Source organism: Mannheimia varigena, from assembly GCF_013377235.1.
Classification (GTDB): Bacteria; Pseudomonadota; Gammaproteobacteria; order Enterobacterales; family Pasteurellaceae; genus Mannheimia; species Mannheimia varigena.
On sequence record NZ_CP016226.1, the window covers coordinates 663,431 to 676,566 of the forward strand.

General features: G+C 39.6%; 10 protein-coding genes. 4 read left to right on the plus strand and 6 right to left on the minus strand.

Features of this window, described 5'->3' with window-relative positions; all coding sequences use genetic code 11:
* Window positions 1–8 precede the first annotated feature (8 nt).
* Window positions 9–2,297, minus strand: a complete 2,289-nt coding sequence (gene cas3, locus A6B40_RS02935) for a CRISPR-associated helicase Cas3' (RefSeq protein ID WP_176671513.1) — start codon at window positions 2,295–2,297, stop codon at window positions 9–11.
* 261 nt (window positions 2,298–2,558) lie between these two features.
* Here cas3 and ycaO point away from each other — a divergent pair, with 261 nt between their 5' ends.
* Entirely contained in the window at window positions 2,559–4,322 is a 1,764-nt protein-coding gene (gene ycaO / locus A6B40_RS02940; protein WP_176671514.1) for a 30S ribosomal protein S12 methylthiotransferase accessory factor YcaO, read from the plus strand.
* Between the two features lie 78 nt (window positions 4,323–4,400).
* Window positions 4,401–5,363, plus strand: a complete 963-nt coding sequence (gene cmoB / locus A6B40_RS02945; RefSeq protein ID WP_176671515.1) for a tRNA 5-methoxyuridine(34)/uridine 5-oxyacetic acid(34) synthase CmoB — start codon at window positions 4,401–4,403, stop codon at window positions 5,361–5,363.
* A 70-nt stretch (window positions 5,364–5,433) separates the two neighbouring features.
* Here cmoB and ilvY read toward each other — a convergent pair whose 3' ends face one another.
* Together ilvY and A6B40_RS02955 are read right to left on the minus strand one after the other, a co-directional pair.
* Window positions 5,434–6,321 (minus strand): HTH-type transcriptional activator IlvY, encoded by an 888-nt coding sequence (gene ilvY, locus A6B40_RS02950; protein ID WP_176671516.1) that lies wholly within the window; start codon window positions 6,319–6,321, stop codon window positions 5,434–5,436.
* A gap of 1 nt (window position 6,322) precedes the next feature.
* On the minus strand, window positions 6,323–7,354 hold the full coding sequence (locus tag A6B40_RS02955) for a glycosyltransferase family 9 protein (RefSeq protein WP_176671517.1): 1,032 nt from the start codon (window positions 7,352–7,354) through the stop codon (window positions 6,323–6,325).
* Window positions 7,355–7,402: 48 nt separating this feature from the next.
* Here A6B40_RS02955 and A6B40_RS02960 point away from each other — a divergent pair, with 48 nt between their 5' ends.
* The gene (locus A6B40_RS02960; RefSeq protein ID WP_176671518.1) at window positions 7,403–8,446 is read left to right on the plus strand and encodes a glycosyltransferase family 9 protein; all 1,044 of its coding nucleotides are present in this window, start codon (window positions 7,403–7,405) and stop codon (window positions 8,444–8,446) included.
* 57 nt (window positions 8,447–8,503) lie between these two features.
* Here A6B40_RS02960 and rpmE read toward each other — a convergent pair whose 3' ends face one another.
* Entirely contained in the window at window positions 8,504–8,716 is a 213-nt protein-coding gene (gene rpmE / locus A6B40_RS02965; RefSeq protein ID WP_006249284.1) for a 50S ribosomal protein L31, read from the minus strand.
* 370 nt (window positions 8,717–9,086) lie between these two features.
* On the opposite strand from rpmE, the gene tkt reads away from it, so the two are divergent.
* Entirely contained in the window at window positions 9,087–11,093 is a 2,007-nt protein-coding gene (tkt, locus tag A6B40_RS02970) for a transketolase (protein WP_025342413.1), read from the plus strand.
* 129 nt (window positions 11,094–11,222) lie between these two features.
* Here tkt and A6B40_RS02975 read toward each other — a convergent pair whose 3' ends face one another.
* Together A6B40_RS02975 and fadR are read right to left on the minus strand one after the other, a co-directional pair.
* A complete protein-coding gene (locus A6B40_RS02975) occupies window positions 11,223–12,293 on the minus strand; it encodes a PhoH family protein (protein WP_176671519.1) in 1,071 nt (356 codons plus the stop codon).
* A gap of 12 nt (window positions 12,294–12,305) precedes the next feature.
* Window positions 12,306–13,031 carry a fatty acid metabolism transcriptional regulator FadR gene (fadR, locus tag A6B40_RS02980; protein WP_176671520.1) on the minus strand — a complete coding sequence of 242 codons (726 nt, stop codon included), beginning with the start codon at window positions 13,029–13,031 and terminating at the stop codon, window positions 12,306–12,308.
* Window positions 13,032–13,136 lie beyond the last annotated feature (105 nt).

Here is a 13,136-nt window from a genome sequence, read left to right on the forward strand (position 1 = left end):
ATATTTGACTATAAAACTAGTGCTTCTATTCTCAAAAACTCCACATTCCCCCAACTCAACCCCGCCACTTCATCATACAAATCCATTCCAATTAAGCAGTAAAATTGTTTACCGAAGTTGGTTTCATTAATAGCTTCAACTCTACCTGCGTGATAAAGTTCGGCTAATGCTTTTTCCGGTACTTGCACAGTGTAAGGCTGGAGTTTTCTTAAAATACTGCCTACTTGATCCGCATAGCGTAAGCGGTCAATAAGGTTTTCGGCTTCTTGGTCGAAAGGGATAATCATTGGAATTAAGTGGCTTGTGATCATTCGGAAATCTTCAGCTATTTTTTGGAATGGGAAATTGAGGCTTTGCCCTGCATCGTGACACGCCTTTAAAATATTGGGTTTATCCAGCTCTTTTCCTTTCGCTTCATATACTGCTTGGAAATAGTGATTGATTGCCTCTGGTGTTAGCAGATCTTCTGCATGAATGTGCACCGTTGACCGCATACAGCCAGAAAGTAAGCCTAACTCTGGTGGTGCTTTCCACTGTTCTTCAGGTTGGAAAACCCAAACATTGCTTTCTACAGATAAACGTTTTCCCTCTCGGTTGCAACGCCCAGCCGCTTGAGCAACAGAATCTAGCCCCGCTTCAGCTCGCATAACCAGTGGGAAATCGACATCAACACCAGCTTCAATTAAAGAAGTTGCAATCACTCGACATGGCAAGTTTTGTTTTAAACGAAGGCGGATTTCCTCTAATGTTTGCGAGCGGTGTTTGGCACACATTAGTGTGGTGAGGTGATAAGTCCCATCTAAATGTTTCGCTGAATCATACAAGGCTCGGGCGTGACGGCGGTTATTCACGATTATCAGCATTTGTGAGTTATCTGTGAGTTTGCTTTGCAGCTCTGCGTCCGTTTGAATACCGATATGTTTTACCGTAGTACGTTTCAATTTTTCAAAAAGTGCGGTTGGATTAGGGGCAATTTCTCGCACATTTTCAAACCCTTTATAGAAACCATTTGCTTGGTGAATTGCCGGTTGTGTAGCAGTACATAACACAACAGAACATTGGAAATTGCGAGCTAATTCATCAATCGCAGCCATAATTGGGCGTAATAAATTCAACGGTAGCATTTGGGCTTCGTCCAAAATAATCACGCTGCCGGCGATGTTGTGCAATTTGCGGCAACGTGAAGAACGGTCGGCAAACAAACTTTCAAAGAATTGTACGGCTGTGGTGACGACAATCGGCGCATCCCAATTTTCCGATGCTAGTTTCAGCTTATCTCGGCTTGATTTATCAAGTAGGCTATCGTGATCAAAAGTGCTGTGATGCTCCAATACAGCCTCTTCTCCCAGCTCGCCAAAAGCTTTACGAAATTCCGCAGCATTTTGTTCAATAATGCTGGTAAACGGAATCACATAAATAATTCGGCGAAGATCGTGCTGTTTGGCGTGCTCAAGGGCAAACGCCATTGAAGTAAAGGTTTTTCCACCGCCCGTTGGCACAGTCAGAGAAAACAAGCCTGTTTCCTGTTTGGCTTGAGATACGGCATAATCCAAAATTTCACTCCGCAAGCGGTTTACTTCCGCTTTACGTTGTGCTTCCTGCGTATTAGGTGTTTGAATGGCAATTCGCTCCCTAAACTGTGCAATAAATTGATTAAATTGCTGATGGAGTGCGGTTAAATTGGGGTAATTTCCTCGTTCAAGCGGTCTTTTTTCGAGATTGGCATAAAAAGCTTCCGTATCAAGAAAATCCGCATCGACAAGGCAAGAATAGAGCATTCGGATAAAAAAGGCGTAAGAAAAGAAAAGTTCGTTTTTAGAAGGCTTTAACGGAGGTAAGGGCAATTTTTCAGGCAAATTAAGTTCTTGCTGCCAAATAGCGTCAAGTACCGGTAGATCTTTATGACCATAGCCAAATTGCTCTTGCAAACGTTGTGTGAGTGTAGAACGATTTTTCCCTTCTCCAGAACCATTTGCTAACCCAGCGTGGTGTCCTGCAATGCAAAACGCCATCATTTTGCCCAGAGGCCCCCAACGTTCCACTGCAATTTTTGCACCGGCAGTAGAGTGATTTACCCGTTCTCCGCCATGTAAACGCTTTTGATAACGTTCACTATATTTGCCCAAATCGTGCAATAGCCCCGTGCAGCGAGCAATTTCTTGTGAAGCAAACGGCGCAGCAAATTCGGCGGCAAGCAAGCCAACATTATTGGCGTGGCTGAGTAAAGTTTGCCAATCTGAATGATCTGAAAGCTTCCCCGAATGGGCATAAAAAGACTGAATAGTATGTTCTTCCATTTTATACCTTCAATATTTCCTTCCTAACACAGCAATACTACCTCTAACCTTTTATTCTGTATATATCCTAGATAATATTTTCTTAATCTAAATCAAACACAAATTTCACTTGCAAAATTCAAGTAAAATTTGACCGCTTGTAATCATTTTTTCTAAGTTGTGAACTCTGTTCTTTCAGCAGAAATTTCACAAAAAATTTACTTATCTATGGGGATTTTTGCTAGAATGTTGCCATTTTTACGACAAATTAAAGGTATTATAATGTCAGAACAAACTTTTATTACCGGTAAAGATGCTGCACTTGAAGACAGCATTGCGACCTTTCAGCATAAATTAAAAACCTTAGGTTTTAACATTGAAGAAGCGTCTTGGTTAAATCCTGTACCGAATGTGTGGTCGGTGCATATTCGTGATGCGGATTGTCCGCAGTGTTTCTCAAATGGTAAAGGCGCAAGCAAAAAAGCAGCGCTTGCTTCTGCATTAGGTGAGTATTTCGAGCGTTTATCAACCAACTATTTCTGGGCAGATTTTTATTTAGGTCAAGAAATTGCGAACGGCGATTTTGTGCATTACCCAACCGAAAAATGGTTCCCGATTGAAGATGAAGATGTGCCTCCACCGGAAATGATGGACGATTTCCTTTGGGAATATTTCGATCCGAATGGCGAACTTACCCCTGAATTATTGGTTGATTTGCAATCAGGAAACTATGATCGTGGAATCGTCACTTTACCTTACGTTCGTCAATCAGACAACGAAACCGTTTATATTCCACAAAGCATTATCGCCAACTTGTTCGTGTCAAACGGTATGTCGGCAGGTAACACCAAAAATGAAGCTCGTGTGCAAGGATTATCCGAAGTGTTCGAGCGTTTCGTGAAACATCGCATTATCACTGAAGCAATCAGCTTGCCTGAAATTCCGCAAGAAGTGATTGATCGCTATCCAACCATTAAGGCGTCTATCGAAAAATTAGAGCAAGAGGGCTTCCCGATTCTTTGCTACGATGCCTCATTAGGCGGCGAATTCCCAGTGATTTGTGTGATTTTGCTCAACCCGCAAAACGGCACTTGCTTTGCCTCTTTCGGTGCTCATCCGAACTTCCAAGTGGCGTTCGAGCGTACCGTTACCGAGCTTCTGCAAGGTCGTAGCCTCAAAGATTTAGATGTGTTTGCTCCGCCATCTTTCAACAATGAAGATGTGGCAGATCACGCCAATATGGAAACCCACTTTATCGACTCAAGCGGTCTGATTTCTTGGGATCTTTTCAAACGTGATGCGGATTATCCGTTCGTGCATTGGGATTTCTCCGGTACAACCGAGCAAGAATTTAGCAATATGATGGCGATTTTCAACAAGCACAATCAGCCGGTTTATATTATGGATTATGAGCATTTAGGTGTGTATGCGTGTCGTATTTTAGCCCCGGGAATGTCGAACATTTACCCAAGCGATGATCTCATCTACGCTAACAACAATATGGGCTTAGATTGGCGTGAAATCTTGTTGGATCTGCCACACTTCCACCACGATGCGGAAACTTATCAAGAATTGCTTGATGAATTAGACGAGCAAAGCATTGATGATTTAACTCGTGTACGTGAATTTATCGGCGTAGTAGCAGAAAAAGGCTCAGCAATGCAAACCTTGCGTATCGGTGAGTTGAAATCGATGCTTCACTTAGCTCTCGGCAACTTAGAGCAAGCATTAGATTGGGCGAACTGGACGGCAAATATGAACGCAAGCGTGTTCACCGCAGAACGCAACAACTACTACCGCTGTTTAATCAGTACCATTGAGTTATTCCTTGATGAAAACCGTGAGCCGACTCAATACCGTTCTGTATTCGAGAAAATGTACGGCGAAGAAGCGGTAGAATTTGCATGGAATGCGGTGCAAGGCGGTAATCCGTTCCACGGTTTAACCGCTTCTGACGAAACGCTTGAAAATATGATCGCTCATCAGAAATTACTCAACGCTTACCGCAAAGTACAGAAAGCAAAAGTTAATCCGATTGCGAGATAATCCAATTTAATTTGTGGGGCGGATACTTAGATTCGCCCTTACAAAATTCAATATTTTATTATTAAAATCCCTGAATATATGATCGACTTCCGTCCCTTTTATCAACAAATTGCTACAACTTCCCTTTCTGCTTGGCTTGAAACCTTACCGCTGCAATTAAAACAATGGGAAAAAACCACACACGCTGATTATGTCAAATGGGCAAAAGTTGCAGATTTTTTACCAAATTCGACCGCTTGTATTAACCTAAAAGATAAGGTGGAATCCATTCCAACAGCTCCGCTTTCTGAGGGCGAAATCAAACAAATTACCCATCACTTAAAACAACTAATGCCGTGGCGTAAAGGTCCATACCACTTGCACGGTATCCATATTGATACCGAATGGCGTTCTGATTTTAAATGGGATCGTGTGTTACCTCACTTATCTCCGCTTGAAGGAAAAACCATTTTAGATGTTGGCTGTGGCAGCGGCTATCATATGTGGCGAATGGTAGGCGAAGGGGCAAAAATAGTAGTGGGGATCGACCCTACCGAGCTGTTTCTCTGCCAGTTTGAAGCAGTAAGAAAACTGCTCGGCAATGACCGCCGTGCAAATCTAATCCCTTTGGGTATTGAGCAAATGCAACCTCTTGCAGCTTTTAATACCGTCTTTTCAATGGGCGTGCTGTATCACCGTAAATCACCACTCGATCACCTTTCTCAACTCAAGGCTCAATTAGTCAAAGGGGGCGAGCTGGTACTAGAAACCTTAGTGATTGATGGTGATGTCAATGATGTGTTAGTCCCTGCAGATCGCTACGCTAAAATGAAGAATGTCTATTTTATTCCGTCTGTTCCTGCTCTGATTAACTGGCTGGAGAAAGTCGGCTTTAAAAACGTGCGTTGTGTGGATGAAGCCATCACAACGCAGGAAGAGCAACGCAAAACTGACTGGTTGGAAAATGAAAGTTTGGTGGATTTCTTAGATCCAAACGATCACAGCAAAACCATTGAAGGCTACCCTGCTCCAAAACGTGCTGTTATTTTGGCAAACGCTTAACTTAACTAAATACAAGCGGTTATTTTGGAAGAGAATTTTGCAAATTCTAGTAAAAAAATAACCGCTTGTTTTATTCTGAAATAGATAATAACTCCCAAAATGCCTTAATAACTGGTTCTTGTAAACGTTTTTGCTGAACACAAACACCCAGCTCAAAAGGGGTAATTGGTGACAGCAAATTTAAATATGAAACTTGGTTATTCATTGGGCTATGTTTGATGACAACATCAGGCAATAAAGCAACTCCAAATCCCATCGCTACCATCGGCAATATCGCCTCGTGCCCGCTCACTGTTGCATAAATTCTAGGTTCTTTAATCTTTTGCTCTTTAAACCAGCGATCTATACGTTTTCTAACAGGACCATTTACCGGCAAAATAAAAGGCACATTTTTCCAATCAATAGGAGATTGCTGTAAAAATTGAGTAGCTTGACAAGCTACACGAGGAGCTATGATAGATAAATTTATATCATCAATGTAGTGAAACAGCACATTATTAGGCAAAAGTTCTGGTTTTCCTGCAATAGAAATATCTGCCGAAAATGATTGTATTTCCTGTAGGGCTTGTGCGGGATCGCCTGTAGTGAGTTTAATATCCACTTTCGGATATTTTTGCCTAAAGCGTGATAGTATCAGCGGTAAATGGCTATAAGAAGCCGTCACAGAACAAAACACTTTCAATTCGCCTTCTAGTTCGCCTTGAGTAGGCGCAATTTGGCGTTGAAGTTGCAGCCATTGTGCCCAACCTTGCTGAGCAAATTCTAAGAACTTTTCCCCTACTTCAGTAAGATGAACCTGTCTATTATCCCGCAAAAATAGCGGCCGCCCCACTTCTTCTTCCATACGCTGAATATGGCGAGTAAGGGTTGAAGCCGTCATATAATTTTTTTCCGCACTACGAATAAAACTTCGAGTTTGGACAATATCCAGAAACAGTTTTAGGCTTTGGAATTCCATATTATTTTAGCCATTCGGGGTTAATATCAGCAAAATTTAGTTCATTTACACTCTTTTTAAAGTGAAGAATATGCGTTTTTTCCTGATTATTAGGATGCCAATGTATAAAATTTTGTTCATCACTACTATAAAACGCAATGATTTTTTTATGAAGCCCTGCTGCAATATGCACTGTTGAAGTATCAGGGGAGATTAATAAATCAGCAAAACGAATTAGCTCAATTGAGTCAAAAACTGTTTTTGTTTTTTCATATACAAAGACATGCTTATACCGTTTTGCTAAATTAGCTAATTTTTCTGTAACTTCAGGAAAAGTGAGTAGTATGATAGGCTTATGGCTATTTTGTGTTAAGTAATTTAATAAGTTACTTATCTGCTCATCACTAAATTTCCTTGCCGAACCAGCACCAAAAAGGTTTAAAGCAATGTAATTATTTATCTGATGCTCAGATAAATAATCTGTTACAGATTGCTGACTAACTTGATTTAATGGAACATCGTAATTGGTATTAATGTTACCAAATCCAACCAAAGATAAAGCATCTCGGTAAATTTCAGAGAAATGCTGCTTTCTATCAGCCACATTTAAATCAAATAAATGATAGTCTTGCTTCTGATAACCTACATAGTGTTTAGCAGAAATCATTCGCAGGAATAATAAATCACGATTGCGTAAAGTTACTGTTGGATCAATCACAACATCATATTGCTCTTTGGCTAATTCTCGACCACAACGAATATAATCAGGAATACTTTTAGTCTTAACAAAATAAAGACTATCGATGTAAGGATTATTCTCAAATAAATAGTGATTTTTCCGCGAACAAACAACTCCTATTTTTGTATGTGGGGAGTGCTTTTTAATTTCACGAAAAACAAAGGAACTGACAATATAATCACCAATTTTTCCATCGTGACGAAGGAATAGAATTTTTTGAGGGAGTTGCTGTAATACTCGGCTAGTATTTTTTCTATCTAAAATGACTTTCCCAAGTGCTAATCTTACTTTTCTTAACGTTGCTTTAATACTCATTTTTACATACTATAATCATCATTACTTACAATTAGCCTTATTATAGAGATGAAATCTTTAGTTATAAAACTTTTTGGTACAAAAAAAGATAAAAAAGCCTTCGATTTTACTAAAATTGAATCCGTTTTACTTAAACCTATTGGAGATGCTATTGGCGATGCGGTAGTCCATATTTCACACTTAGAACAGATTAAGCGGGCTCTTCCTAATGTCCAAATTGCTGTTTTAGTTACAAAGCGTAATCAGCAACTTTTTTCTCAGGCTAGTGTAGTGGATTTTATTTTTGAAGATAAAGCTTCTACTTATTTATCACAACGTAATAAATGGGATCTTTATTTAGATTTCCAGCCTACCTTCACAACCAAAAGTATTGTTTTAGATAAAATCTTAAACCCTAAATTTATTATTAACTTTGGAAAAAAGCAAAAGCAGGTTTACAATTTAGACTCTGTAAAAAATTATGATTTCACTACCGAATTCCCAAATCAAATTCATTTTGCTGATTATTTAAATTACTCTGTTTTTTCTTCTTTTTTAGAAAAAAATCAAATTAATTATAATTTAGACATACCATACGAAAAGTACGATAGCGTTGAAGCAGTATGGCATCAATCAAAAATCAAGTTACTACTCAATCCGCAAGGCAGCATGCGAGAAATTCCAACCGAAGAACTGTCTACTTTATTATCCATGATTGATAGTGAATATTGGGAAAATATTAGTTGTGTATTGACTAATACAACAAACAGTGAAGAATATTTAGCTAAACTTGAAGTTCCTTTTCAAGTCAGTTTAGCTCCCCAAAACGATATTTTAGGTTATTGTGCATTAGTTAATTCGGCTGATCTTGTCATTGCAGTTGATGGTGGGGGAGTACATATTTCTTGCGCCTTAGGCAAAAGACTACTCTCCTTCTATGCTAACCATACAGCTAATATCGCACGCTGGTACCCTAAACCTAAAAAAGGGACTGAAACTTTTATGGTCGTGTCAAATAAATGGACGGAAAATAATAATAACACATCAGATTTTCCTCTAGTAGAAGCTGCAAAATGGTTAAATAGCCAATTTGCAAAACTTTCAGAAAAATAAACCGCTTGTAATCTAAAAAAACAAAACCCCGCATTTGCGGAGTTTGCAATAATTAAATTATTTTGAGCTTGGAATGCTGAAACGTTTGTTGAAACGTTCTACACGGCCACCGGTATCAACAACACGTTGTTTACCAGTATAGAATGGGTGGCAGTTACCACACACGTCTAAGTTTAAATCTTTACCCACTGTTGAGCGAGTTTTTACGACATTACCGCAAGAACAAGTTGCCGTAATTTCTTTATATTCTGGGTGAATACCTTGTTTCATTATAGAGAACCTCTAACGAGACCATATCGCCACTTGCCGAGCCTTCCATTTTGGGGCTATTCCGAACAAGTACCATATGTGATTAATAAAATGTTGAGCAGCTGCCCAACGCCTAAAAAGAGTGCGTATTCTAAAGAAATTTAGTATCAAGATCAACTACAAAATACTTTCTTAGGCATTTCACAGAATTTATTAAGTAAAAACTCATTTAAAATCAAAATGAATCACAAAAAATCAAATAATAATCAAATTTTTGTGAAATAGATCACATTTTTAATTGAGATTTTTTGAGTTTTTTTTAGAAAATAGTGTAGAATCGAAAGCCTTACACTTTCTTCTATATACAACATTTTTCACTAGGAGTAAAACAATGGCAGAACGTAAAGTCCTTGCGAATGCAATCCGTTTTTTAAGTATGGATGCGGTACAAAAAGCGAATTCAGGTCACCCGGGTGCCCCTATGGGTATGGCGGACATCGCTGAAGTTTTATGGCGTGATTTTCTAAAACACAACCCAACCAATCCGAAATGGGCAGATCGTGACCGTTTTGTTCTGTCAAATGGGCACGGCTCAATGTTAATTTATAGCTTGTTACATTTAACTGGCTACGATCTTTCTATCGAAGATTTAAAGCAATTCCGTCAATTACATTCTAAAACGCCTGGACACCCAGAATATGGCTATGCACCGGGCGTTGAGACCACAACAGGTCCTTTAGGTCAAGGCATTACTAACGCTGTAGGTATGGCAATTGCAGAAAAAACACTTGCCGCACAATTTAACCGTGAAGGTCATAACATTGTTGATCACTACACCTATGCATTTTTAGGTGATGGTTGCTTAATGGAAGGTATTTCTCACGAAGCTTGCTCGTTAGCCGGGACATTAGGTTTAGGTAAATTAATTGCGTTCTATGATGACAACAATATTTCTATTGATGGTCACGTTGATGGTTGGTTTACTGATGATACAGCACAACGCTTTGAAGCTTACGGTTGGCAAGTAATCCGTAATGTTGATGGGCACAATGCAGAACAAATTAAATTTGCGATTGAAAATGCACAAGCTGAAACTGAACGCCCTACCCTAATCATCTGTAAAACAATTATTGGTTACGGCTCACCAAATAAATCAGCTTCTCACGATTGCCATGGCGCACCATTAGGTAATGATGAAATCACCTTAACTCGCCAAGCTCTTAACTGGGAATATGCACCATTTGAAATTCCAGCGGAAATCTATTCAGAGTGGGATGCAAAAGCGAAAGGCACACTCGCAGAAAAAGATTGGAATGCAAAATTTGCCGCTTATGAAGCTGCTTACCCTGAATTAGCAGCAGAATTTAAACGCCGTATGGCAGGTGATTTACCGGCAAACTGGGAAGCAGAAAGCAAAGCATTTATTGAGAAGCTGCAAGCAAACCCAGCAAATATTGCAAGCCGTAAAGCATCTCAAAATGCGATTGAAGCTTATGCCCCATCATTACCTGAATTTTTAGGTGGTTCAGCAGACCTTGCAGGTTCTAATTTAACTTTATGGTCTGGCTCAAAACCAATTCGTGCAGATCATAATGTAGATGGTAACTACATCAACTACGGTGTGCGTGAGTTTGGTATGTCTGCAATTATGAACGGTATTGCCTTACACGGCGGTTTCATTCCTTACGGTGCAACGTTCTTAATGTTCTATGAATATGCTCACAATGCGGTGCGCATGGCGGCATTAATGAAACAACGTGTATTATTCGTTTACACTCACGACTCAATCGGTTTAGGCGAAGATGGTCCTACACACCAACCTGTAGAACAAACTGCTTCATTACGCTTAATTCCAAACCTAGAAACATGGAGACCGGCAGACCAAGTAGAATCTGCGATAGCGTGGAAAGCAGCAGTTGAACGTAAAGAAGGCCCAACAGCGTTGATCTTCACTCGCCAAAACTTAGCTCAACAAGCTCGTACTGCAGAACAATTAGCAAATGTGGCTCGTGGTGGTTATATCTTGCGTGATTGCTGTGAAAAAGGTACTTGCCCAGACTTAATCTTAATTGCGACAGGTTCTGAAGTCGATTTAGCAATGAAGGCCGCAGATGTATTAGACGGCGAAGGTGTTAAAGTTCGTGTTGTTTCAATGCCAAGCACCAATGTGTTTGATAAACAAGATGAAGCATACCGCGAGTCTGTATTACCACGTTCAGTAACAAAACGTGTTGCAATCGAAGCACAAATTGCAGACTTCTGGTATAAATACGTTGGCTTTGAAGGCAAAGTGGTTGGTATGAATAGTTTCGGTGAATCAGCTCCAGCGGACCAATTATTCAAACTATTCGGCTTTACTGTTGAAAACGTAGTTGCAACAGCGAAAGAGATTTTATAATTCAGTGATAAAAACAAAAAGCGGGAGTTCAATTCCCGCTTTTTTGTGACGTTTAAGGCTAAACAAGCGGTCAGATTTTCTCGATTTTTTGCAATTTGCAAAATTTTAGGAAAATTTGACCGCTTGTCATCATAACAATTCAGCCTGAGCTAGAATTTTTTCTTGCTCTAAGGCGAGTTTTTCCAGTTTTTTCTGCTCTCGTCTTTCTTCATCAATCGCCTCCCAAGCATCATAGGCTTGAACAATTTTGGCTACCACGGGGTGGCGGACAATATCTTTACTGTCGAAAAAGTTGAAGCTAAGTTCAGGTACATCTTTTAGCACTTCCATTGCGTGCTTTAAGCCCGATTTTTGGTGGCGTGGCAAATCCACTTGGGTAACATCACCCGTAATCACGGCTTTAGAGTTAAAACCAATGCGGGTTAAGAACATTTTCATCTGTTCTGTTGTGGTGTTTTGGCTTTCATCTAAAATGATAAACGCATCATTTAATGTTCGCCCACGCATGTAGGCAAGTGGAGCAATTTCAATTACACCACGCTCCATCAATTTTTGGGCCTTTTCAAAACCAAGCATTTCAAAAAGAGCGTCATATAATGGACGTAAATAAGGTTCAATTTTCTGTCCTAAATCACCAGGTAAAAAGCCAAGCTTCTCCCCTGCCTCAACCGCCGGGCGGGTTAGCAAAATTCTGCGGATCTCTTGTCGCTCAAGTGATTCCACCGCAGCTGCTACCGCTAAAAAGGTTTTTCCTGTACCTGCCGGTCCAACACCAAAACTGATATCGTGGCTTAAAATATTGCGAAGGTAAGCTTGTTGATGCTCTCCTCGAGGCTTAATTACACCTCGTTTAGTTTTGATTGCAATATCGCCTTGTGTGCCAGCTTGCCACTGATTTTGCAATAACATTCGGCTTTCTTGAATAGCTAGATGTACATCTTCTAAATCTAACTCTTTGATTTTGCCTTTAATCGGTGCAGTTTCGTTATAGAGCTGCTTGATTAGCTTTACACTATTTTGAATAAGACTGGCAGAGTAATGGTTTTCGTCTGCGGATTGAATGGTAAAGTTAAACCCTTGACGGGAAATAACTAAGTTGAAACTTTTTTCGATAAGAGCTAAATGCTCGTCAAACGCACCGCAAAGCGATTGCAGACGTGCGTTGTCCTGAGGTTCTAAACTAAAAATAATTTCGTTCAAAGCGTTACCTTCTTAAAGTTCGCCGAAACTTTCGGGAATATTTGCGGATAATTTCTTCCAAATTTCACCACTCGATTGGCGGTGCTTCTCCATACAAGCGGTCGCTTTTTCGCTATCTTTTGCAATACAGGCTGCCAATAGCGTGTGGTAAAAATTTAAGGTTAATTGACGGTTATTCAGATCATTAAAAAATATTTTTGCCACTTGATGATACATAGATTTGAAGCTGTTCAAAATCAAGGCATAAACAGGTTTATTTGCTAAAAAGGTAAACTTTCTGAACAATTTATAATCAAATTCTGCATAAGCTGTTGCAGTATTTTCTAAATTATCTAATTCGTCAAAAAGTTTAGCACTTTCTTCAGGAGCAAGTCTGACGGCCTCAGGAATATAAGCCTCTGCCATACGAGTTCTGAGTGAAACTACGTTTGAAATCACAACGGACAAATAGTTTTTATCCAGTTTAATAATGGTGCTGATGATATTCGGTCCTGCTGTTTCCCAAATATCATTTACCCTAGTAGGCTTGCCGTGCTGAATGCTTAACCAGCCTTCACGAGCTAAACGTTGTAGCACTTCCCTTAATGTTGTTCTAGTAACACCAATACGCTCAGCCAGTTCGCGTTCAGCGGGAAGATCAGATCCCGCAGGGAAGTAATTATTCCAAATGCTTTTTACTATATATTCTTCCGCTAATGCTGCTGGGCTTTGTGCTTTTAAAATGCCGTTGTTTTCCATTAGCTCCCCCTAATAAAATTAAAATATTATGTTTAAATACACTGTTTTTATTTATGATCAATTATTGTAAATAAAAAATGAGTTATCCTATTATCCTTTAATCTA

Excerpts from the sequence above, each read along its gene's own strand:
- cmoB (WP_176671515.1), top strand. The coding sequence starts at position 4,401 with ATGATCGACTTCCGTCCCTTTTATCAACAAATTGCTACAACTTCCCTT.
- tkt (WP_025342413.1), top strand. The coding sequence starts at position 9,087 with ATGGCAGAACGTAAAGTCCTTGCGAATGCAATCCGTTTTTTAAGTATG.
- cas3 (WP_176671513.1), bottom strand. The coding sequence starts at position 2,297 with ATGGAAGAACATACTATTCAGTCTTTTTATGCCCATTCGGGGAAGCTT.
- fadR (WP_176671520.1), bottom strand. The coding sequence starts at position 13,031 with ATGGAAAACAACGGCATTTTAAAAGCACAAAGCCCAGCAGCATTAGCG.
- rpmE (WP_006249284.1), bottom strand. The coding sequence starts at position 8,716 with ATGAAACAAGGTATTCACCCAGAATATAAAGAAATTACGGCAACTTGT.
- A6B40_RS02955 (WP_176671517.1), bottom strand. The coding sequence starts at position 7,354 with ATGAGTATTAAAGCAACGTTAAGAAAAGTAAGATTAGCACTTGGGAAA.
- A6B40_RS02960 (WP_176671518.1), top strand. The coding sequence starts at position 7,403 with ATGAAATCTTTAGTTATAAAACTTTTTGGTACAAAAAAAGATAAAAAA.
- ilvY (WP_176671516.1), bottom strand. The coding sequence starts at position 6,321 with ATGGAATTCCAAAGCCTAAAACTGTTTCTGGATATTGTCCAAACTCGA.
- ycaO (WP_176671514.1), top strand. The coding sequence starts at position 2,559 with ATGTCAGAACAAACTTTTATTACCGGTAAAGATGCTGCACTTGAAGAC.